The sequence below is a fragment of the Pseudarthrobacter sp. ATCC 49987 genome (assembly GCF_009928425.1).
Classification (GTDB): domain Bacteria; phylum Actinomycetota; class Actinomycetes; order Actinomycetales; family Micrococcaceae; genus Arthrobacter.
The window spans coordinates 2,460,541-2,482,109 of record NZ_JAABNS010000001.1 but is presented as its reverse complement, the minus strand read 5'-3'; the positions used below and the strand labels follow the sequence as shown (position 1 = coordinate 2,482,109).

Annotated in this window: 20 protein-coding genes and 1 pseudogene; 16 read left to right on the top strand and 5 right to left on the bottom strand. The window is 68.8% G+C overall.

Annotated elements, in window-relative coordinates; translation table 11 throughout:
• Window positions 1-2: 2 nt before the first annotated feature.
• The 6 genes from GXK59_RS11675 (at window position 3) to GXK59_RS11650 (ending at window position 5,812) form a co-directional block, all read left to right on the top strand.
• Window positions 3-956 carry an alcohol dehydrogenase catalytic domain-containing protein gene (locus tag GXK59_RS11675; protein ID WP_160666935.1) on the top strand — a complete coding sequence of 318 codons (954 nt, stop codon included), beginning with the start codon at window positions 3-5 and terminating at the stop codon, window positions 954-956.
• A gap of 148 nt (window positions 957-1,104) precedes the next feature.
• Window positions 1,105-3,387 (top strand): NAD-dependent DNA ligase LigA, encoded by a 2,283-nt coding sequence (ligA, locus tag GXK59_RS11670; RefSeq protein ID WP_160666933.1) that lies wholly within the window; start codon window positions 1,105-1,107, stop codon window positions 3,385-3,387.
• Window positions 3,384-4,220 (top strand): inositol monophosphatase family protein, encoded by an 837-nt coding sequence (locus GXK59_RS11665; RefSeq protein WP_160666931.1) that lies wholly within the window; start codon window positions 3,384-3,386, stop codon window positions 4,218-4,220. Before ligA ends, GXK59_RS11665 begins: the two co-directional genes overlap by 4 nt.
• Before the next feature lie 110 nt (window positions 4,221-4,330).
• On the top strand, window positions 4,331-4,834 hold the full coding sequence (locus GXK59_RS11660; protein WP_160666929.1) for a GNAT family N-acetyltransferase: 504 nt from the start codon (window positions 4,331-4,333) through the stop codon (window positions 4,832-4,834).
• A gap of 220 nt (window positions 4,835-5,054) precedes the next feature.
• The gene (locus tag GXK59_RS20480; RefSeq protein WP_202129117.1) at window positions 5,055-5,243 is read left to right on the top strand and encodes a hypothetical protein; all 189 of its coding nucleotides are present in this window, start codon (window positions 5,055-5,057) and stop codon (window positions 5,241-5,243) included.
• Window positions 5,231-5,812 (top strand): dihydrofolate reductase family protein, encoded by a 582-nt coding sequence (locus GXK59_RS11650; RefSeq protein ID WP_160666927.1) that lies wholly within the window; start codon window positions 5,231-5,233, stop codon window positions 5,810-5,812. Before GXK59_RS20480 ends, GXK59_RS11650 begins: the two co-directional genes overlap by 13 nt.
• 38 nt (window positions 5,813-5,850) lie before the next feature.
• Here the strand turns inward: GXK59_RS11650 and GXK59_RS11645 are convergent.
• Window positions 5,851-5,982, bottom strand: a pseudogene (locus GXK59_RS11645) (ISL3 family transposase); the annotation flags it as partial.
• Between the two features lie 191 nt (window positions 5,983-6,173).
• Between GXK59_RS11645 and GXK59_RS11640 the strand changes: the two are divergent.
• Window positions 6,174-6,695 (top strand): hypothetical protein, encoded by a 522-nt coding sequence (locus GXK59_RS11640; RefSeq protein ID WP_160666925.1) that lies wholly within the window; start codon window positions 6,174-6,176, stop codon window positions 6,693-6,695.
• A gap of 248 nt (window positions 6,696-6,943) precedes the next feature.
• Window positions 6,944-7,327 (top strand): RidA family protein, encoded by a 384-nt coding sequence (locus GXK59_RS11635; protein ID WP_160666923.1) that lies wholly within the window; start codon window positions 6,944-6,946, stop codon window positions 7,325-7,327.
• Window positions 7,328-7,348: 21 nt separating this feature from the next.
• On the opposite strand, the gene GXK59_RS11630 is transcribed toward GXK59_RS11635, so the two are convergent.
• Window positions 7,349-8,020 (bottom strand): response regulator, encoded by a 672-nt coding sequence (locus tag GXK59_RS11630; protein WP_160666921.1) that lies wholly within the window; start codon window positions 8,018-8,020, stop codon window positions 7,349-7,351.
• The gene (locus GXK59_RS11625; protein ID WP_237393869.1) at window positions 8,013-9,752 is read right to left on the bottom strand and encodes a sensor histidine kinase; all 1,740 of its coding nucleotides are present in this window, start codon (window positions 9,750-9,752) and stop codon (window positions 8,013-8,015) included. The genes GXK59_RS11630 and GXK59_RS11625 overlap by 8 nt, the downstream gene beginning before the upstream one ends.
• Window positions 9,753-9,911: 159 nt before the next feature.
• Here GXK59_RS11625 and GXK59_RS11620 point away from each other — a divergent pair, with 159 nt between their 5' ends.
• The 4 genes from GXK59_RS11620 to gatB all read left to right on the top strand — a co-directional run bounded on the left by GXK59_RS11620 (window position 9,912) and on the right by gatB (window position 15,004).
• Window positions 9,912-11,384, top strand: a complete 1,473-nt coding sequence (locus tag GXK59_RS11620) for a CitMHS family transporter (RefSeq protein ID WP_160669121.1) — start codon at window positions 9,912-9,914, stop codon at window positions 11,382-11,384.
• Window positions 11,385-11,623: 239 nt separating this feature from the next.
• Window positions 11,624-11,920 carry an Asp-tRNA(Asn)/Glu-tRNA(Gln) amidotransferase subunit GatC gene (gatC, locus tag GXK59_RS11615; RefSeq protein ID WP_024367481.1) on the top strand — a complete coding sequence of 99 codons (297 nt, stop codon included), beginning with the start codon at window positions 11,624-11,626 and terminating at the stop codon, window positions 11,918-11,920.
• A 4-nt stretch (window positions 11,921-11,924) separates the two neighbouring features.
• Window positions 11,925-13,499: an Asp-tRNA(Asn)/Glu-tRNA(Gln) amidotransferase subunit GatA gene (gatA, locus tag GXK59_RS11610; protein WP_160666919.1), complete on the top strand. Its 1,575-nt coding sequence runs from the start codon at window positions 11,925-11,927 to the stop codon at window positions 13,497-13,499.
• The gene (gene gatB, locus GXK59_RS11605; RefSeq protein ID WP_160666917.1) at window positions 13,499-15,004 is read left to right on the top strand and encodes an Asp-tRNA(Asn)/Glu-tRNA(Gln) amidotransferase subunit GatB; all 1,506 of its coding nucleotides are present in this window, start codon (window positions 13,499-13,501) and stop codon (window positions 15,002-15,004) included. The genes gatA and gatB overlap by 1 nt, the downstream gene beginning before the upstream one ends.
• A gap of 3 nt (window positions 15,005-15,007) precedes the next feature.
• On the opposite strand, the gene GXK59_RS11600 is transcribed toward gatB, so the two are convergent.
• Window positions 15,008-15,916 (bottom strand): LysR family transcriptional regulator, encoded by a 909-nt coding sequence (locus tag GXK59_RS11600; protein ID WP_160666915.1) that lies wholly within the window; start codon window positions 15,914-15,916, stop codon window positions 15,008-15,010.
• Window positions 15,917-16,076: 160 nt separating this feature from the next.
• Between GXK59_RS11600 and tdh the strand changes: the two genes are divergently transcribed.
• The 4 genes from tdh (at window position 16,077) to GXK59_RS11580 (ending at window position 20,841) form a co-directional block, all read left to right on the top strand.
• Window positions 16,077-17,123, top strand: coding sequence for an L-threonine 3-dehydrogenase (gene tdh / locus GXK59_RS11595; protein WP_160666913.1), 1,047 nt, complete (start codon window positions 16,077-16,079; stop codon window positions 17,121-17,123).
• A gap of 51 nt (window positions 17,124-17,174) precedes the next feature.
• A complete protein-coding gene (locus GXK59_RS11590) occupies window positions 17,175-18,383 on the top strand; it encodes a glycine C-acetyltransferase (RefSeq protein ID WP_160666911.1) in 1,209 nt (402 codons plus the stop codon).
• 95 nt (window positions 18,384-18,478) lie between these two features.
• Window positions 18,479-19,603 (top strand): NAD(P)/FAD-dependent oxidoreductase, encoded by a 1,125-nt coding sequence (locus tag GXK59_RS11585; protein ID WP_160666909.1) that lies wholly within the window; start codon window positions 18,479-18,481, stop codon window positions 19,601-19,603.
• Window positions 19,604-19,614: 11 nt separating this feature from the next.
• On the top strand, window positions 19,615-20,841 hold the full coding sequence (locus GXK59_RS11580) for an amidohydrolase family protein (RefSeq protein WP_160666907.1): 1,227 nt from the start codon (window positions 19,615-19,617) through the stop codon (window positions 20,839-20,841).
• A 21-nt stretch (window positions 20,842-20,862) separates the two neighbouring features.
• Here GXK59_RS11580 and GXK59_RS11575 read toward each other — a convergent pair whose 3' ends face one another.
• Complete coding sequence (locus GXK59_RS11575; protein ID WP_237393868.1) at window positions 20,863-21,543, bottom strand: histidine phosphatase family protein; 681 nt, start codon at window positions 21,541-21,543, stop codon at window positions 20,863-20,865.
• Window positions 21,544-21,569: the final 26 nt, after the last annotated feature.

Sequence of the window (21,569 nt, the reverse complement as noted above, 5' to 3'; positions counted from 1 at the left end):
GCATGAAGGCATGGCAGTTTACCGGCACGAACAATCCGCTGGAGCTCAACGAGGTCCCGGAGCCGCACGCTGGTCCCGGACAGGTCGTCGTCGCCGTCAAAGCCGCGGGTGTCTGCCACTCCGACGTGACCGCGCTGGACGACGCCGGCTGGATGCCCCTCTTCCCCCACCTCCCGCGCACCATGGGACACGAGAACGCCGGCGTCATCACTGAGGTGGGCGACGGCATGGACGAGTGGAAAGTCGGGGACCGGGTGGGACTCGCCCCGGTGATGGGCGACGGCGACGCCATCGGTTACGGCAAGTGGGACGGCGGCTTCGGCCCCAGGCTGCTGGCGACCTCAGACAACCTCGTCAGGCTTCCCGACGAAGTTTCGTTCGAGCTTGGCGCAATGGCGACAGATGCCGGCCTCACCTCCTACCACGCCATCATGGCGGTCGGCGGCGCCAAGGCCGGCATGAAGGTCGGTGTGATCGGACTCGGCGGGCTCGGCTACATCGGCGCACGCGTGGCAGTGCTGTCCGGCGCCGAGGTGTACGGCGCCGAGGTCAACCCCGAGACACAGAAACTCGCCGACGAGATCGGCCTCGCCGGCGTCGCCGACTCGATCGATGCGTTCAAGGACAAGAACCTTGACCTCATCGTCGACTACGCCGGCTTCGGCACCACCACCTCCGCCGCCATCGAGACCCTCGCCGAGTTCGGCACCCTGGTGCAGGTCGGCATGGGCCGCCTCGAGGCCACCATCAACACCTACCCGCTCATCATCAAGCAGCTGTCCATCAAGGGCTCCAAGTCCGGCACGAAGGAAGACCTCGCGGGGATCTACGAGCTCATGAAGTCGGGCCAGTTGAATCCGCCGATGAACCTCATCACCCAGGCGGATATCCCCGGCGCCATCGACAAGCTGCGCGCCGGTGGTGTGGTTGGCCGCTTCATCGCCATCTACGAGTAAAACCACGCAGCTTCCAGCGGGCCGTTGCAGCTCCCGGTGATTCCGGGAGCTGCAACGGCCCGGGTTCGTTTAAGCGACAGTTCCCCGGGGGCACGGCGCCCGGGATTCCGGACCGGACATTGTCGGTGATCTAGGGCAGGATAGGTCTGTGAGCACAGGGAACACTGCAGCAGAAACCGACACACACACCCCCTCCGATGCCGTGCGCGAAGAGTACGAGGTCCTCGTCGAGGAGGTCCGCAAGCACCGCTTCGCGTACTACCAGGAGGACGCGCCGATCATCTCCGACGCCGAGTTCGACGAACTCTACCGGCGGCTGGAAACCATCGAGGCCATGCACCCTGAACTCGTGGCCAACGATTCCCCGACCCAGGAGGTGGGCGGCGAAGTGTCCGCCGCCTTCGCCGCCGTCGAACATCTGCAGCGTATGTACAGCCTGGAGGATGTCTTCTCCCTGGAGGAGCTGGAGGCGTGGATCGCCAAGGCCGAGGCCAACATCGCCAAACTCGGCAACGGTACGCCGTCCTGGCTCACGGAACTCAAGATCGACGGCCTCGCCGTCAACCTGCTCTACCGTGACGGTGTGCTCATCCGGGCCGCGACCCGCGGCGACGGCACTACGGGGGAGGACATCACCCACAACGTCCTGACCATCAAGGAGATCCCGCAGCAGCTCAGCGGGGTCGACTTCCCGGCCGAGATGGAGGTCCGGGGCGAGGTCTTCATCCCGTCCAAGGCCTTCGCCGAATTCAACGAGGCACTGATCGAGGCCGGCAAGGCGCCCCTGGCCAACCCCCGCAATGCTGCCGCCGGCTCGCTGCGCCAGAAGGACCCGGCGGAAACCGCCAAGCGCCCGCTGCGGATGTACGTGCACGGCATCGGCGCCCGCGAAGGACTCGAAACCGCCAGCCAGTCCGACACCTACCGGCAGCTCGCCGAGTGGGGGCTGCCCACCAGCCCGTACTTCGAGGTCCTGCCCGGGCTCAAGGACGTGCTGGAATTCATCACCCGCTACGGCGACAAGCGCCACAGCCTCAGCCACGAAATCGACGGCATCGTGGTCAAGGTCGACGCCTTCGCCACCCAGCGCGCGCTCGGCTACACCTCCCGGGTTCCGCGCTGGGCCGTCGCCTACAAGTACCCGCCGGAGGAGGTCCACACCAAGCTGCTGGACATCGCGGTCAACGTGGGCCGCACCGGCCGCGTCACCCCGTACGGCGTGATGGAACCGGTCAAGGTGGCCGGCTCCACCGTGGAGATGGCCACACTGCACAACCAGGAGGTGGTCAAGGCCAAGGGCGTCAAGATCGGCGACATCGTGGTGCTGCGCAAGGCCGGGGACGTCATCCCGGAAATCGTCGGGCCCGTCCTGGCCCTCCGCGAGCAGCAGGATCCGCCGGTCCGCGACTTCGTGATGCCCACCGAATGCCCCGCCTGCGGCACCCCGCTGGCCCCGGCGAAGGAAGGGGACGTGGACATCCGCTGCCCCAACTCCCGATCCTGCCCGGCGCAGCTGCGCGAACGGGTGTTCCACCTCGCCGGCCGCGGCGCCTTCGACATCGAGGCCCTCGGCTGGGAAGCCGCCATCGCCCTGACCCAGCCGGCCGAGCCGGAAACCGCGCCGCTGACCACCGAAGCGAACCTTTTCCGGCTCAAGCCCGAAGACCTCGCCGACGTCCGCATCCGGCGGGAAAAGCGGTCCAAGGGCGTCGCCACCGGCGAGTTCGAACTGGTGCCGTACTTCTACAGCAAGGGCACCGCGAAGACGCCGTCCAAGCCTACGGCCACCACCGAGAAGCTGTTCCGGGAATTGGAGAAGGCCAAGACCCAGCCGCTCTGGCGGGTCCTGGTGGCGCTGTCCATCCGGCACGTGGGCCCGCGGGCGTCCCGTGCGCTCGCGACGGCGTTCGGCAGCATGGAAGCCATCCGGCAGGCCTCCGAAGAAGAGCTCGCGCACGTCGACGGCGTCGGGCCGGTGATCGCGGCCGCCCTGACCGAATGGTTCACCGAGGACTGGCACCGCGAGATCGTGGACACCTGGGCGGCCGACGGCGTCCGGATGAAGGACGAGCGCGACGAGTCCACGCCGCGGACCCTGGAGGGACTGACGATCGTGGTGACCGGCAGCCTGGAAGGCTTCAGCCGGGACGAGGCGAAGGAGGCCATCCTGGTCCGCGGCGGCAAGGCGTCCGGCTCGGTCTCGAAAAAAACGGACTACGTCGTGGCGGGCGAAAACGCGGGCACCAAGCTGGACAAGGCCGAACAGCTCGGCGTGCCGGTCCTGGATGAGGACGGCTTCCGCGCCCTGCTGGCCGATGGCCCGGTGGACGGTGCCGCGGAACCGGCCAGCGCGGACGACGCAGGGGACGACGCCGGCGACGGCGCCCGTGAGGATGCCGAGGAGAACCACCAGGAAGTGGTGACCGAATGAGCGCCGATGTCTCTGACCGGACCGCCGGCCTCCCGGCCACACTTCTGGACCTCGCGCAGCGGGCGGCAGCGGCAGGGGCCGCGGTCCTGGCCGGCCGGAACACCGCTGAACTGGACGTCAGCAACAAGGGCGACTCCGGGGACTGGGTGACCGCCTTCGACCTCGCGGCGGAATCCGCTGTCCGGGACGTCATCACCGCGGCGCGGCCGTTCGACACCATCACCGGGGAGGAAGGCGGCACCGTCCTGCCGGCGTCGCCCAGCGGCTACCGCTGGTCCATCGACCCGCTCGACGGGACCACCAACTTCATCCGCAACATCGTCTACTACGGCACCTCGGTGGCCGTGGCCGACCCCGACGGCGTCTGGCTGGCCGGCGTCGTCAACGCCCCGGCCCTGGGCCGGAGGTACTACGCGCTCCGCGGGCAGGGCGCCTGGCTCGAGGAAGACGGCCGGGTGACGCAGCTGTCCGGCCCGGTCGCCGGGCGCACGGGCCAGATCCTGGCCACGGGTTTCAGCTACGACCCCGCCGTCCGGGCCGAACAGGCGGCCGGGCTGGGCAGCATCATGGACGGCTTCGCCGACGTCCGCCGCCTCGGTTCCGCCGCCCTGGACCTCTGCCTCGTGGCAGACGGCACCCACGATGCCTACGGTGAACGGGGCCTGAACGAACACGACTTCGCCGCCGGTGCCCTGATCGCAGAAGAGGCCGGATGCTGGGTGCGCCGTCCGCGGCTGACCAGCCCGCTGGCCGGCGGACCTTCCGACGACGAACGCCTCGCGGCCTGGACCTGCGCCGGGACCCTGGAGCTCTCCGGAAAATTCCCGCTGTAGCCCAGCCGTTGCCGGCCGGCCGTTGGGCTGATGCCGGCCGTTCTGATAGTTCAGTCACGGAAACCGCAGTTCCGTGTCCTGGGCGGTGCGCCCGCCCGTAGCATGGACAGGTGCATCCCCAGATCAAGATCCGTCCAGCAGTTCCGGCCGACTACGACGCCATCGCGCGCATCACCCGGGATGCCTATCTGGCCGCGGGCTACTTTGAGAGCGCCGACCACCCGTACATGCGGCAGATCCAGGATGTGGCCCGGCGGGCCGCGCACGCCACCATCTGGGTGGCCGAACGCGCGGGACACATCGTCGGCTCGGTGACGCTGGCCGTCGCCGGCGAACCCTATGCGGACATCGCCCAGGATGACGAGCTCGAATTCCGGATGCTCGTTGTGGACCCGGCCGTCCAGCGCAGCGGCGCCGGCAAGGCCATGGTCCACGCCATCCTCGACCACGCGCGGTCACTGCCCGGGATCAATGCCGTGGCGCTGACCACCGGTCTGACCTGGGAAAGCGCCCACGGGCTTTATCTCAAGACCGGCTTCCAGCGGGCCCCCGAGCGCGACTGGGTGGTGCCGGACACCGACATCAAACTGCTCGTCTACCGCCAGGAGCTGTAAGGCGGCTCTTCACAATGCAGGGTGTACTCGGGGCGGGGCGTCGGCGATACTGTGGGCGTGGAGTACATGTCCAGAGTGCCGCGACCTCCGCTGGCCATTCCGCGGCCGAGCTGTGTGACCGGCCGGTGAAGACGAGCAGCGTCATCGCGGCGATCAGCGGGGCGGTGGCGATCGGCGACCTGAGCGTGGCAGCCGGTGTCAGCAGCACTCATCTGGCTCAGTGGTTCAAGGAGCTCATCGGCTCACGCCGAAGCGGCTGGCCCGCACCTACCGCTTCGCCGCCACCGTGTTCTCGATCCACCCGGCCGAACCGATCGACTGGGCCGACCTCGCCAGTAGCGCAGGCTACTTCGACCAGGCCCACTTCGGCCACGAGTTCCAAGCAGAGGAGCGCCCATGGGCAGAGTAGTCATGAACAGCTCGGTGTCAGTAGACGGCTTCATCGCGGACGAGAACGACCAGCCCGGACCGCTGTTCGACTGGTTGTCCAGCGGTGACGTCCCGTTGGACGACAGCGGCGAGTTGAAGGTGTCACAAACGTCCTACGACTACACCCGGCCGTACTGGGACCAGATCGGGGCGACAATCGTCGGCCGCCACGTCTTCGACATTACGGACGGCTGGGACGGGAAGCCCCCAGGCGGGATCGACCACGTGGTCGTCGTGACCCACCGGCCGAAGCCCGAGGGCCGGGACCCCGAGGCGCCGTTTCACTTCGTCGACGGCGTCGAAGCAGCCGTGGTCAAGGCGCAGGAGCTCGCGGGAAACCGCATCGTCGAGGTCGCCGCCGGCGACGTCGGTGGCCAGGTGCTTGCCGCGGGCCTGGTCGACGAGGTGCGCATGGACGTCGTACCTGTCGTGTTCGGGTCTGGCAAGCGCTACTTCGGGTCGGTCCACGCGCAGCACCTGTTAGAGGATCCCGACGTGGTGATTCAGGGCAACCGGGTGCTTCACCTGCGCTATCGGGTGGGCCGTTGACCGATCTGAGCGGGTACGCGAAGAAGTCCACTGCGAGCGGTGATCTCGACCAGCGGCCTGGGGACGCCGGCGCTGAGCGACTTGATCAGCTTGACCATCAGCTCGCGGCCCGCGGCTGGGTCGGGGTGCCGGCAGGCGGCGATCGTCCGCTGGTAGATGCCCCAGGTGGCCTACCCCGGGACCGACGCGCCAGCCACCATCCAACCAGCGACTGCACCCTCAACTGTGAGGAGCCTGTAAGGCCCGTAGGGCAAGAAACCGGGCGGCAGGATCCGGAAGGCTCCGCCCCGGTGGGCTGCCGCCCCGTGGGGTAGGGTGTGGGTCAATCGAAACGCTCAGGCAACGGCTACCTGGAGGACCCATGGCACCGCACATCCCCGGCTCAATCGACGGGAAGCTCCTCGGCCTGTACCTCTCGGACCACCTGACCGGCTCCACCGCCGGCGTCTCCCGGATCCAGCGCATGGCCGAGGCCTTCGCCGGCACCCCGGTGTCCGCCGAACTCTCGCGGGTCAGCGCGGAAATCACCAAGGAACGCGACGTGCTCCTCGGCCTGATCCGGGACCTGGGCGTGCGGCAGCGCCCACACCGCCAGGCCGTCGCCTGGCTTGCCGAGCACGCCGGCCGGCTCAAGCTCAACGGCCGCATTGTGCGCCGGTCCCCGCTGACCATGGTGCTGGAGGCCGAACTCATGCGCGCCGCGGTCCTGGGAAAGCTTGGCGGCTGGCAGACCCTGGAGGAGCTGGCACCCGAGCTCGGGCTTGACCCGGCCACGTTCACCGCGCTCGCGGACGACGCCCGGTCCCAGATCGAGGCACTCAGCCGAGTCCACGAGCACGCCCGCACCAACGCCTTCCGCAAGAACCGGGACATCGGCAGCTGACCGTCAAAACCTTCATTCTGTGCCGTGCAGTGACCGTCCGGGGGCACTTTGGGCGTGATTTTCGACGTCGGCGCTGTAGTTGACGGCGTGTCCGCGCCAATGTGCCCCCGGAACGCCGACGGCCCCGGCGGCGGGGTGCAGCCCGGCAAGAACCCAACCCATCCGACACATTTCCGCGCGGTTACCGGCCGCGGCTCGCGCCGCCCTAAAGTGGTGCCGACTCCAGCCACACCGCGAAAGGCACCTCCATGCGCAAAACATTCGGCACCGGTTCCGTCTGGGAACAGAAGGTCGGCTACTCCCGGGCGGTCCAGGTGGACAACACGCTCTACATCTCCGCCACTGCCGCCAGCGGCGAGGACGGCGTGGTCGGTGCGGACTTCTACACCCAGACCCGCTACATCCTGGACAAACTCGGCGCCGTCCTGGCCGACGCCGGCTTCGACTACGCGGACGTGGTCCAGTCCAAGCTGTACCTCACGGACATCAGCCAGTGGGAGGAAGCCGGACGCGCCCACGGCGAAGTCTTCGGTGAGATCCGCCCCAGCCTGGCCCTGGTCCATGTGCTGCCGTTCCTGGATCCGAAGATGCTGGTCGAGATCGAACTTGTCGCCCAGAAGAGCGCCGGCTAACAGCGTTTGTGTGGTGGGGGCTTAGGCGCCGGCTGCCGGCGGCAGTCCGTAGCGGTGCTCCGGCCGACCGGTGGTCCCGTACCGCAGCTGGATGTCGACGGCGCCGTCGTCGGCCAGCGCCGACAGGTACCGCTGGGCGGTGGCCCGGGAGACACCCACCCGGGCCGCCACTTCGGCCGCCGAATATTGCTCACCCGGTTCCAGTGATTCCAGCACGGCGGCCTCGGTCGCGGACCGCGGCTTGGCCGAGGCAATGACGTCCCCCGGGATGAGCGCGCGCTTGGCCCGTTCCACCGTGTCCTGGGTGACGTTCCCCGGCTGGGCCAGGATCCGCCGGTAGCGCGCGTAGGAGCGCAGCTGCTGGGACAGCGATTCGGCCGTGAACGGCTTCAGCAGGTATCCCAGTGCGCCGCGACGGAACGCGAGCCGGAGCGAGGCCGTGTCGGAGGCGGCGCTGAGGATCATCGTGTCCACGTCCAGCTGGTGCAGCAGATCCAGGCCGGAAGCGTCCGGCAGGTAGACATCGAGCAGCACCAGGTCCGGGCGCAGGCTGTGGATGGCCTGCAGCGCCTGCGACGCCGAGCCGGCCGGGGCCAGCGCCAGGAAGCCCGCCACCGAGTCCACGTAGGCTGCATGCAGCTTGGCGACGTGGAAATCGTCATCCACGATCAACACCCGGAAGTCCTCAGACATCGTTGTCCCTTTCAGTGGTCTTTGTTTCAGTGGGCGCCGCCCCGTTGGACACCGTGGTCCCCGGCAGCGTCGCCATAAACACCGCGCCGGGGCCGCCGGCGGAGCCCGGGTCCAGCACGCGCACATCCCCGCCGCGGCGGCGGGCCAGCTGCCGGGCCAGTGCGAGGCCCAGGCCCTGGCCGGCGCCCGCCCGGCCGGGGCGTTCCGAGGTGGTGAATCCCTCCGCGAACACTGCGTCTCCGTCGCTGCCCGCCGCAGCGGGAGGCAGCCCGTCGCCGGAATCCCCGACGACGATCAGCAGCGTGCCGCCGTCGGCCCCGGTGCCGGGCTCGTCGAGCACCTCCACCTCGACCCAGCGGTCCGGCGCCGAGCCCGCGACGGCGGCGTTCACGGCGTTGTCGATCAGGTTGCCGAGGACCGTGGTGACTTCCTGCGGTTCGGTGACCTGGCCCCGGACCAGGGTTTCCGGTCCGAGGCGCAGGGTGACGCCGCGTTCGTCCGCTTCGACGCCTTTGGCACCGAGGAAGGCCTGCAGGTACGGGTCCTGGAGCAGCTCGGCCTGGTCCACGGGGAATTTCAGCGGCCCGGTGGCGGCCAGCCGGGCCAGATAGTCACGGGCCTGCTGGTGCTGGCCGATGCTCATGAAGCCGGCGATGGTGTGGAGCTGGTTGGCGAACTCGTGCCGCTGGGCCCGGAGCGCGGTGGACATGGTGCCCACGGCATCGAGCTGGCGGGTCAACTGCTGGAGTTCGGTCCGGTCCCGCAGCATGACCACCCAGCCCAGGTCCTCGCGGCCGTGAAGGGCCTTGCGGGCGCTCGCCACCAGGACGCGGCCGCCAGCGAGGAGCTCCACCGCGTCGCCTTCCGCGGCATCGGCTTTGGTCAGCGCGAGCAGCTGGGCAGGCACCGGGGCATCGGCCCAGGGCGTCCCGGTGAGATCGGGCCGGCCCAGCAGGCGCCGGGCGGCGGAGTTGAACACGCTGATCCGGCCGTCGGCGGCGACGCCGATCACGCCGTCGTCGACTCCCTGCAGGACCGCCACCTGGTCGTGGACCAGGGTACTGATTTCCTCCGGTTCCAGGCCCAGCGTCAGCCGCTGGAGCCGGCGCCGGAGCAGGAAGGAAGCCAGGACGCCGGCCAGCAGGGCGCCGGCGGCGGTCAGGGCGATCGGAACGATGTCCCGCGCCAGGCTCTGGCCGATGGTTTCCGTGGAGTAGCCGACGCTGACCTCGCCCACCACGGTGTCCGTGCCCGGGGCGAACACCGGGACCTTGGCCCCGGCCGAGGGGCCGAGGGTTCCCGTGTTCCGGGTGGTGACGTCCTTGCCGGCCAGGGCCTCGGACGGGTCCGTGCTGACCCGTTCGCCCAGCCGCTCGGCGTCGGGGTGCGCGAGCCGCAGGCCGGTCTCGTCGGTGATGACCACGAACAGGGCCCCGGTGCGGGTGCGGGCGCCCTCGGCTGCGGCCATCAGCGGGCCGGCCAGCAGCTCGGCGGCCGGGGGAGTGCCGGGCTGGGCGCTGATCTGCTGCACTTCCGTCCGTACCTGCGGGTCCGAGGCCACAGTCCGGGCCAGCGTGATGGCCTGGTTCTCCGCCTCGCGTCCCAGCCGGTCGTAGGTGAGCCAGCCATGGACCGCGCTCGTCAGGAGCACCACCAGCGCCACCACTCCCAGCTGGAGCAGCAGGGTCTGCGTGGAGAACCGCAGGGGAGCGCGGCCGGTTAAGCGGGGCACGGCGGTCCTCCTTCGGGCGTGAGCACAATGCGCAAAATGCGTCCAACAAGCAGTATGCCAATCAAATGAGGCAAAGGCCCACCCGTGACGCGCGCCACTCTAACGTCTGTTGTACGCATCACACCGGGGTGGTGCGATTCAATGAAGAAGGAGCCGGCCGTGCTGGTATTACTAGGATTCGCCATGATCGCGGTGTTCATGGTGCTGATCATGACGAAGAAGCTGACGCCGGTGCTGGCGCTCATCATCGTCCCCACCGTCTTCGGACTCTTCGCCGGCGCCGGACTGGGCATCGGCCCCATGGTCATGGACTCCATGAAGTCGATGACGTCCACCGCCGCCCTGCTGATGTTCGCCATCATCTACTTCGGCCTGATGATCGACGTCGGGCTCTTTGACCCGCTGGTCCGGTTCATCCTGCGCAAGCTCGGCAACGACCCCGCCAAGGTGGTCCTCGGCACGGCCATCCTCGCCGCGGCCGTGTCCCTCGACGGTGACGGCTCCACCACCTTCATCCTCACCACCGCGGCCATGCTCCCGGTTTACCTGCGCCTCAAGATGAGCCCCGTGGTCCTGACCTGCGTGGCGGGCCTCGCCAACGGCACCATGAACATCCTGCCGTGGGGCGGCCCCACCGCCCGTGCCGCAACCGCGCTGAAGCTCGACGTCAACGATGTCTTCGTTCCGATGATCCCCTCGCTCATTGCCGGCCTCGTTGTGGTCTTCGTGTTCGCCTGGCTGCTGGGCCTGCAGGAGCGCAACCGCCTCCGCGCCGTCGCCCCGGAAATCTGGGATACAACCGCTGGCACGTTCGACGGCGGCTCGCCCCTGGGCGGCACCGGCCGCTTCGGTTTCGGCCGCACGTCCTCCGGCCCTGCCGGGGGAGCCCCCGCCGTCGGAAGCCCCTCCGCGGGCGGCTCCTCCGTAGCAGTCCTGGAACGCACCGAGGACCTGGTCGACGACCGCGATTCCGCCATGGCGGACACCGCGCTGGACCCCAACCGCACGACACTGCGTCCCAAGCTGTTCTGGTTCAACCTCGGCCTGACGGTTGCAGTCATGGTCACGCTCGTCGCCAACGTCATTCCGCTCCCGTTCGTCTTTATGGTGGGTTCCGCGATCGCCCTGCTGGTCAATTTCCCGAAGGTCAAGGACCAGGGCGCCCAGCTCATCGCGCACGCACCGTCGATCGTTGCCGTCGTCAGCATGGTCATGGCCGCGGCAGTCCTCACCGGCGTCCTCAACGGCACCGGCATGGTCAAGGCGATGTCCGAGTGGCTCGTTGCCATCATCCCTGCGGACATGGGCCCGTTCATGGCCATCATCACCGGCGTGCTCAGCATCCCCATGACGTTCTTCATGAGCAACGACGCCTTCTACTTCGGCGTCCTGCCGGTGCTCAGCGAGACCGCGGCCCACTACGGCGTCAGCGCCGCGGACATGGCCCGCGCCTCGATCACCGGCCAGCCCTTCCACCTGCAGAGCCCGCTGGTCCCCGCGATCCTGCTCCTGGTCTCCCTCGCGAAGGTGGACCTGGGCGACCACCACAAAAAGGTCCTTTGGCGCACAGCCGTCATCTCCCTGGTCATGCTCGGAGTAGGAGTCCTCACGGGAGCCATCGGCATCGGCTAACAAACCACCACCACCACAAAATCAAACAACGAGACTGTCGAGTTCGGAATTTTTCCGGACTCGACAGTCGCGTTCGGTGAGGGAGGCGCAACGGTGACGGGACGGACATCCTGCCGGCTGCGTCCAAGCGAGGAACGAGCGAGCAGCCAAAGGATCGTCCGGCCTGGCGCCGGACAGTAACAACACGCAGGGACACGTAGACTGGGACGGAAAATAATCCGAACTTGCAGGGGAGATCCATGGCTGCGATCAACCGCGACGACGTCGCGCATCTCGCGCGTCTCGCGCACATCGAGATGAGTGCTGAAGAGCTCGACAGGATGGCCGGCGAACTCGCCGTCATCGTCGAATCAGTGAAATCCGTCAGTGAAGCCGCCGGTGACGACGTCCCGGCCACGTCCCATCCGATCCCGCTGACGAACGTGTTCCGCGAGGACGTTGTGGGCCACACTTTCACCGCCGAGCAGGCACTCTCCGGCGCCCCCGACGCGTACGAAGGCCGCTTCAAGGTCCCGGCAATCCTGGATGAGGGCTAAGAACATGACTGAGAACAACGAACTGATCCGCTCCTCCGCCGCAGCCCTCGCCGGCAAGCTCGCCGCCCGCGAGGTCTCCGCCGTCGAGATCACCCAGGCCCACCTGGACCGCATCGCCGCCGTCGACGGCAAGGTCCACGCCTTCCTGCACGTCAACACGGACGAGGCGCTCGCCGTCGCCGCCGAGGTGGACGCGATCCGCGCCGCCGGCGGCGCCGCTGCCGAAGAGCTTCACGCCCTCGCCGGTGTGCCGATCGCCGTCAAGGACCTGATCGTCACCGTCGGCCAGCCCACCACGGCCGGCTCGAAGATCCTCGAAGGCTGGCACAGCCCCTACGACGCCACCGTGGTCAAGCGCCTGCGCGCCGCGAAGATGCCGATCCTGGGCAAGACCAACCTGGACGAATTCGCGATGGGCTCCTCCACCGAGCACTCCGCCTTCGGCCCCACCCACAACCCCTGGGACCTCGACCGGATCCCCGGCGGCTCCGGCGGCGGTTCCGCCGCCGCCGTCGCGGCCTTCGAAGCCCCACTGGCCCTCGGCACCGACACCGGCGGCTCGATCCGCCAGCCCGGCGCCGTCACCGGCACCGTCGGCGTGAAGCCCACCTACGGCGGCGTGTCCCGCTACGGCGCGATCGCCATGGCCTCCTCGCTGGACCAGATCGGCCCGGTCTCCCGCACCGTGCTGGACTCCGCTCTGCTGCACCAGGTCATCGGCGGCCACGACCCGCACGACTCCACGTCGCTGCAGGACCCGATGGAGGACCTTGTGGCGGCCGCGTCGATCGGCAACGTGCGCGGCATGAAGATCGGCATCATCAAGGAACTCCACGGCGAGGGCTACCAGGCCGGCGTCGAGAACCGCTTCAACGAATCCCTCGAGCTGCTCAAGCAGGCCGGCGCGGAAATCGTTGAGGTTTCCTGCCCCAACTTCAAGTACGCCCTGGGCGCCTACTACCTGATCATGCCGTCCGAGGCCTCCTCGAACCTGGCCAAGTTCGACGGCGTCCGGTACGGCCTGCGGGTCCTGCCCGAAGACGGCCCGATGACGATCGAACGCGTTATGGGCGCCACCCGCGCCGCCGGCTTCGGCGACGAGGTCAAGCGCCGCATCATCCTGGGCACCTACGCGCTGAGCGCCGGCTACTACGACGCGTACTACGGCTCGGCCCAGAAGGTGCGCACCCTGATCCAGCGCGACTTCGACGCCGCGTTCGTCAAGGCCGACGTGCTGATCTCCCCGACGGCGCCCACCACGGCGTTCAAGCTCGGCGAGAAGCTCAACGACCCGCTGGCGATGTACCTCAACGACGTCGCCACCATCCCCGCCAACATGGCCGGTGTCCCGGGGCTGTCCCTGCCCGGCGGCCTGGCCGACGAGGACGGGCTGCCGGTCGGCGTCCAGCTGCTGGCCCCGGCCCGCCAGGACGCCCGGCTGTACCGTGTCGGTGCGGTGCTCGAATCCCTGCTCGAGGCACAGTGGGGCGGCCCGCTGCTGGACAAGGCTCCTTCCCTGACTGATCCTGCACCGGCAGTTGCTGCTGGCGCCCCCGCGAGCCACGGAGGTTCCTACTAATGACTGACGCAACCCTCAGCTTCGAAGAGGCGATGGAGAAGTACGATCCCGTCCTGGGCTTCGAGGTCCACGTGGAACTCAACACCAAGACGAAAATGTTCTCCTCCGCGCCGAACGTCTTCGGCGACGAGCCCAACACCAACGTCAACGAGGTGGACCTCGGCATGCCCGGCGTCCTGCCCGTCGTGAACAAGACCGCGATCGAGTCCTCCATCAAGATCGGCCTGGCGCTCAACTGCAAGATCGCCGAGACCTGCCGCTTCGCCCGGAAGAACTACTTCTACCCGGACACCCCGAAGAACTTCCAGACCTCCCAGTACGACGAGCCCATCGCGTACGACGGCTACCTGGACATCGAGCTCTCCGACGGAACCATCTTCCGCGTCGAAATCGAACGCGCGCACATGGAGGAGGACGCCGGCAAGCTGACCCACATGGGCGGCGCCACCGGCCGCATCCAGGGCGCGGACTACTCCCTCGTGGACTACAACCGCTCCGGCGTGCCGCTCGTGGAGATCGTCACCAAGCCGATCGAGGGCGCCGGCAGCCGCGCGCCCGAGCTCGCCAAGGCCTACGTCGCCGCTGTCCGCGAGATCGTCAAGAACCTCGGCGTTTCGGACGCGAAGATGGAACGCGGCAACGTGCGCTGCGACGCCAACGTCTCGCTCCGCCCGCACGGCCGCGAACGCTTCGGCATCCGCTCCGAGACGAAGAACGTCAACTCGCTGCGCGCCGTCGAACACGCCGTCCGCTACGAGATCCAGCGGCACGCCGCCGTGCTGGACTCCGGCGAGCCGGTCGTCCAGGAAACCCGCCACTGGCACGAGGACACCCGCACCACGACCTCGGGCCGGCCCAAGTCCGACGCCGATGACTACCGCTACTTCCCGGAGCCGGACCTCGTGCCGATCGTCGCCTCACGCGAATGGGTCGAGGAGCTCCGGGCCACGCTGCCCGAGCCGCCGGCCGCCCGCCGCAAGCGCCTGCAGGCCGACTGGGGCTACTCCGACCTGGAGTTCCGCGACGTCGTCAACGCCGGCGTCATGGACGAGATCGAGGAAACCATCGCCGCCGGCGCCACCGCCACGGTGGCCCGCAAGTGGTGGATGGGCGAGATCGTCGGCCGCGCCAAGAACGCCGACGTCGACCCCGGCCAGCTCGGTGTCTCACCGGCCACCATCGTGGAACTGAACCAGATGGTCGAGGACGGCAGGATCAACAACAAGATGGCCACCGAGGTCCTCGACGGCGTGCTCGCCGGCGAAGGCACCCCGGCGGAAATCGTCGACAAGCGCGGCCTCGCCGTAGTCTCCGACGACGGCCCCCTGCTCGAAGCCATCGACGCGGCCCTCGCCGCGCAGCCCGGCGTCGCGGACAAGATCCGCGGCGGCAAGCTCCAGGCGATCGGCGCGATCGTCGGCGCCGTCATGAAGGCCACCCGCGGCCAGGCCGACGCCGGCCGCGTCAAGGAACTGATCCTGGAGCGCCTCGGCGTCGAAGGCTAAGTCCTAGCCGCCCACTAAATCGGTCATGATGGTCTGCAGTGCTTCGCAGACCATCATGACCGATCTGCGTTTAAGGTTCTCGGGACGGGCCAGGACATCGATCCGACGCCGGGTGCTGATGCCCTCGAGCGGCCGCAGCACAATGCCTGGGTTCAGCACCGGCCGCGCCGTGTACCGCGGCAGCAGCCCGATCACGCTCCCGGTCGCCACCAGCGCCGCCACCGTGGAGTAATCGTTGATCCGGTGGACGATGTTCAGTTCCCGGCTGGAGACGGCGGCGACGGCGGAGAGCACGTCCGCGGGGGAGTATCCGGTGCGGCTGGTCACCCATGGTTCGCCGACGACGTCGTCCGCCGTCACCGCCCGCTGGGCGGCCAGCCGGTGCCCGGCAGGCAACGCGACGTCCAGCGGCTCATGCGCCAGCGGGATCACCGCGACCCGCTCCTGGGGCCAGCGCGGGCTGTGGTCCATCCGGTGCGCGAGCACCAGGTCATACCGGGCCGTCAGCGCCGGGAAGTCCTGCTGGGCCACATCCTCGTCCGTGAGCAGGATCCGCGGCTGCCCCGGCGCGGCCAGCAGCCGGGCCAGCGGCGCGAACAACGCCTGCCCCGCGCTGTGGAAGCCGCTCAGCGTCACCGGCGCCACCGGGGAGCCGTGGTAGGCGCCGATCGCCGTCCGGGCATCGGCCATGGCGCTCACGACGGCGGCTCCGGCGTCCGCGAGCACCTGCCCGGCCTCGGTCAGGACCAGGTTCCGGCCCTCCTTGCGGGTCAGCGGCACCTCCACGGATTTCTGCAGGGTGGCCAGCTGCTGGGATACCGCCGACGGCGTGACGAGCAGGGTTTCCGCGACGGCCTTGACGCTCCCGAGCGCCCCGAGTTCGCGGAGCATCTCCAGCTGGTGGATTTCCATGCCGCCCAGTCTATGCGCAAGGAGATGCTAAATCGTCGATTGAGAAAAATCAGGTTGTGCTAATGCTTTGCAGCGGCTCTAATGGGGGTGAGTTGACCCACACAGCTGTCCCAGGCAGCGGACCACACGTGCTTGATGGATGGCACAGTTAGGAAGGCCCATGAAGGCTCTCTACAAGGCCGGCGCCCACGCAGGATTCGAGCTGGTTGACCGTCCCGAGCCGGAAACCGGCCCCGGCGATGTCAAGATCCGCGTCATGACCACCGGCATCTGCGGCACCGACCTGCACATCCAGTCGTGGGACGCGTGGGCGCAGGGCATCATCAACGCCCCGCTGATCGCCGGCCACGAGTTCTACGGCGAAGTCGTCGAGACCGGCGAGGACGTCCTGGATGTCAAGGTCGGGGACCGCGTCTCCGGCGAAGGCCACATTGTCTGCGGCATCTGCCGCAACTGCCGCGCCGGCCGCAAGCAGATGTGCATCAACACCGTCAGCGTCGGCGTCCAGCGCGACGGCGCGTTCGCCGAGTACGTTGTGATCCCCGAAACCAACGTCTGGGTGCACCAGGACCCGTCCGTGACGCCGGAACTTGGCGCCATCTTCGACCCCTTCGGCAACGCCGTCCACACCGCGCTCAGCTTCCCCCTGGTCGGCGAGGACGTGCTGATCACCGGTGCCGGGCCCATCGGACTGATGGCGATCGCCGTCGCCCGCCACGCCGGCGCCCGCAAGATCGCCATCACCGACGTCTCCGCGCCGCGGCTGGAACTGGCCCGGGCCCTCGGCGTCGACCTCGCGATCGACGTCTCGAAGATGCGCGTCAAGGACGCCCAGCGCGAGCTGGGCATGCGCGAGGGATTCGACATCGGCATGGAAATGTCGGGACACCCCACGGCCCTGCCTGAGATGATCGACAACATGAACCACGGCGGCAGGATCGCGATGCTCGGACTGCCCAGCCAGTCCATCGACATCGACTGGGGCAAAGTGGTCACGCATATGCTGACCATGAAGGGCATCTACGGGCGCGAAATGTTCGAGACCTGGTACGCCATGAGCGCCATGTTGTCCTCCAACCCGGTCCTGCGCGCCAACATCTCCGCCGTCGTCACGGACACCCTTCCCGCCACCGACTGGGAAAAGGGCTTCGAGATCGCCCGCGCCGGCGTGGGCGGCAAGGTGGTCCTGGACTGGACCTGCTTCTAACCCGCCACCGTTTCGGCCCACCGACCCCACCAGCTGAGGAGCCCAACCTAAATGTATTCAGCCATCAAGGACCAGCTGCAGCACGAACTGGACGAGATCCGCAGCGCCGGACTGTTCAAGACCGAGCGGCACATTGACTCGCCCCAGGCCAACCACATCAAGGCCGGCCAGATCGGCGAGTCCAGCGCGGACGTGCTGAACTTTTGCGCCAACAACTACCTGGGCCTCGCGGACCACCCGGAGATCATCGCCGCCGCCAAGTCCGCAATGGACGACCGTGGCTTCGGGATGGCCAGCGTCCGGTTCATCTGCGGCACCCAGGACCTGCACCTGGCGCTGGAGGCACGCGTCTCGGAATTCCTCGGCACCGAGGACACCATCCTGTTCTCCAGCTGCTTCGATGCCAACGGCGGTGTGTTCGAATCGCTCTTCGGCCCGGAAGACGCCGTCATCTCCGATGCGCTGAACCACGCGTCGATCATCGACGGCATCCGGCTCTGCAAGGCCCAGCGCTTCCGCTACGCCAACCAGGACATGGCGGACCTCGAATCCAAGCTGATCGAGGCGACCACGCAGGAGAACCCGGCAAGGCGCAAGATCATCGTCACGGACGGCGTCTTCTCGATGGACGGCTTCCTCGCCCCGCTTGAGGCGATCTGCGACCTCGCCGAAAAGTACGACGCCCTGGTCATGGTCGACGACTCGCACGCCGTTGGCTTTATGGGCGCCAGCGGTGCCGGCACCCCGGAGCACGCCGGCGTCTCGGACCGCGTGGACATCTACACCGGCACCTTCGGCAAGGCCCTGGGCGGTGCCTCCGGCGGCTACGTCTCCGGCCGCCGCGAAGTCGTCGCCATGCTCCGCCAGAAGGCCCGCCCGTACCTGTTCTCCAACTCGCTGGCCCCGGCCATCGTCGCGGCCACGCTGAAGGCCCTGGACCTCGTGGAGAACTCCGGCGAACTGCGCAGCAAGCTCTTCGCCAACGCCGGGCTGTTCCGGAGCCGCATGAGCGAAGAAGGCTTCGAGCTGCTCCCGGGCGAGCACGCCATCGTCCCGGTCATGTTCGGCGACGCCGTGATGGCCGCCAAGGTGGCGGACGCCATGCTGCACAACGGCGTCTTTGTTACGGCGTTCAGCTACCCGGTGGTGCCCAAGGGCGCGGCCCGGATCCGCGTCCAGCTCTCCGCCGCGCACAGCGCCGAAGACGTCGAGGCATGCGTGCAGGCCTTCGTGCGCAGCCGCGCCGCCGTCGCCAGCTAGGGTCGACGGCCAAACGGAGCTTCGCCGGCCGCGCAGCTCTCAGGTTGCGGCGCCACAGGGGCGCCGCAACCGCATCCGTCTGCAAGGATGGAACCATGTCAGCTAATTACGATGTCGTGATTGTCGGCGGCGGTATCGCCGGCCTGTCCCTTGCCTCAGCCCTCGCCGGGAAATGCAGCGTCGCCCTGGTCGAAGCCGAGCAGACCCTGGCGTACCACACGTCGGCGCGCTCGGCCCGGCAACTGATCCCCAGCTACGGGCCGCCCGCGGTCCAGGAGCTCACCCTCCGCACCCTCGAACTGATCGCCGCCCAGGACGCCCACCGGCCGGAACCGGTGCTCTCGCCGCGCAGCTTCATGTTGATCGGCGACGACGCCACCGTGCGGGAGCAGGCCAGCGGGCACATGCGGCCGATCACCCATGCCGAGGCCCTGGAACTCTGCCCGGCCCTGCTCCCGGACTCCTTCGCCGCCGCCGGCCTGGACACCGGCTCCTTCGCCTGCAACGCGCCCCTGCTCCTTGAGGACCACCGCCGGCGCGCCGAAGCCGGCGGCGTGGACATCATCACCGGCGCCCGGGTCCACTCGGCCCAGCGCCTCGGCTCCGGCTGGGAACTCGGTGCCGGGCAGGAAGGCTTCCAGGCCGCCGTCGTGGTCAATGCAGCCGGCGCCTGGGCCGACGAACTGGCCGTGCTCAGCGGCGTCGAGAAGGTCCAGCTGCAGCCGTACCGGCGCACCGCGGCGATTGTCGACGTCGAGCATCCCCTCCCGGAGTCCAGCCCCATGGTGGCCGCCGCCGACGACTCCTTCTACTTCCGGCGCGACGACGGACAGGTCCTGATTTCGCCGTCGGAACACGAACCCAGCGGGCCCGAGGACGCGCAGCCGCACCCGGGAGACATCGAAGGGCTCATCGCCCGGCTCAACACCCTGACCACCCTCGGCATCCGCGGCGTCCGCCAGGCCTGGACAGGGCTGCGGACGGAAGCGGCCGACGGCGTCCCGGTGGTGGGGTTCGACGCCGAAGCCCCCGGATTCTTCTGGCTCGCCGGCCAGGGCGGCTACGGCTTCCAGACCTCCTCCGGCATCGCCGAACTGGCCGCCGGTCTGATCCTCGCGGGCCGGGGCGCCGGCCCGGCCGCCGGCGGCGACACCGCGGCCGGTCCGGCATCCCGGACAGCGAAGGCGCTGGCGGCGACGCGCTGGTCCATCCGGCGCTGAAGAATGGACTCATGAGCACCCTGATCACCAACGTTGCCGAGCTGATGACCCAGGACCTGGACCACCGGGTCCTCAAGGACGCGGCCGTGGTGATCGAGGGCGAACGGATCGCCTGGCTGGGGCAGGCGGCGGACGCGCCGGCCGCCGATGAGGCCGTCGACGCGGGCGGCCGCGCCCTGTTGCCCGGCTGGGTCGATTCGCACACCCACCTCGTCTTCGCCGGCGACCGGACGGCCGAATTCGAGGCCCGGATGGCGGGGGAGAGTTACAGTGCCGGCGGGATCGCGGTGACCACCGGCGCCACCCGGGCCACCAGTGACTTCGACCTCACCCGGCTGGCGATGGGCCGGGTGGCCGAAGCTGTTTCGCAGGGCACCACGTACCTCGAAACCAAGACCGGCTACGGCCTGGATGTCGAGAACGAGGCCCGCAGCGCCCGGATCGCCTCCACCGTCGTTGACGAGGTCACGTACCTCGGCGCGCACCTTGTGCCGGCGGGGATGGACGCCGAGGAGTACACGGAGCTGGTGTGCGGCTCCATGCTCGCCGCCGTGCGGCCGTTTGTGCGCTGGGCCGACGTCTTCTGCGAGCGCGGTGCCTTCACCGAGGACCAGTCCCGGCGCGTGCTCCAGGCCTGCCGGGACGCCGGACTGGGCCTGCGGGTGCACGGCAACCAGCTCGGTGAGGGACCCGGTGTGCGGCTCGCCGTGGAGTTCGGCGCCGCCAGCGTGGACCACGTCAACTACCTGTCCGCCGCCGACGTCGACGCCCTCGCGGCCAGCTGGTCCGGCTGGGACCCCGGCAGCAGCAGCGGCGGTGGCACGGGTGCCAGACGCGGCACGGTGGCGACGTGCCTGCCGGCCTGCGATCTGTCCACCCGCCAGCCGCTGGCACCGGGCCGGGAACTGCTCGACGCCGGCGTGCAGCTCGCACTGGCGTCCAACTGCAACCCCGGCACCTCCTACACCAGCTCGATGGCGTTCTGCGTCACCACCGCCGTGCTCCAGATGCGCCTCAGCGTCCACGAGGCCGTGCGCGCCGCAACATACGGCGGCGCCCTGGCCCTTGGCCGGGAGTCCGGCAACGACGCCGACGGCGAACGCGCGGTCGGTTCGATCGCCGTCGGACACCGCGCGGACCTGCACCTGCTCAACGCACCGTCCGCCACCCACCTGGCCTACCGGCCCGGCATCCCGCTGACCCACGCCGTCTGGCGGGCCGGCGCCCGCGCCCGCTGACGCCGGAATGAAGCGCGGCCGCTAGAAGAACATCGGCGGGGCGTCGAGCACGGTCTCGTCGACGCGGCGGGCCTCCCACTGGCTGAACGCCTTGTCGAGCTCGTACTTGCCGTCCGCGGAGCGGTACAGGGTGCGGACCTCGGCGTTGTCCGGGTTGTTGAGGGACTCGAAGTACTCCACCGACCAGTGGAACCAGCGCATGCAGAACAGCCGCATGGTGAGCCCGTGGGTCACGAACAGCGCGTTGGGGGCGTAGCTCGGCTTCGACCAGTGCCGGTACAGGGTTTCCATAAAGGAGGAGATCCGGTCATAGACGTCGGAGCCGGACTCGCCTTCGCGGAAGCGGTAGAAGAAGTGGCCGTAGGCGTTGCGGAGCTCCTTCTGGTCCTCAATCTCCCCGGCGATCTGGAAATTCGCCCAGTCCTGCTCCCGCAGCCGCGGCTCCTCGATCACCCGCTCCACCAGCGGGCCGAGATTGAGCGCCTCGAGGGTCTGGTAGGCCCGCAGATAAGGGGAGACGTACACACAGACGGGCTTGCCGTCCAGCAGCCGCCGGACCTCTTCACCGGCTGCCCGGGCCTGTTCGACGCCGAGCCCGGTCAGCGGGATCCGGTAATCGGGCACCCGGTTGTAGATCGAGGTGTCGGCATTGGCGGCGGACTGGCCATGCCGGATCATGATGATTTTCCCGGGCGCACTCATAAACCCCAAGCATAGGCCCGGGCGGG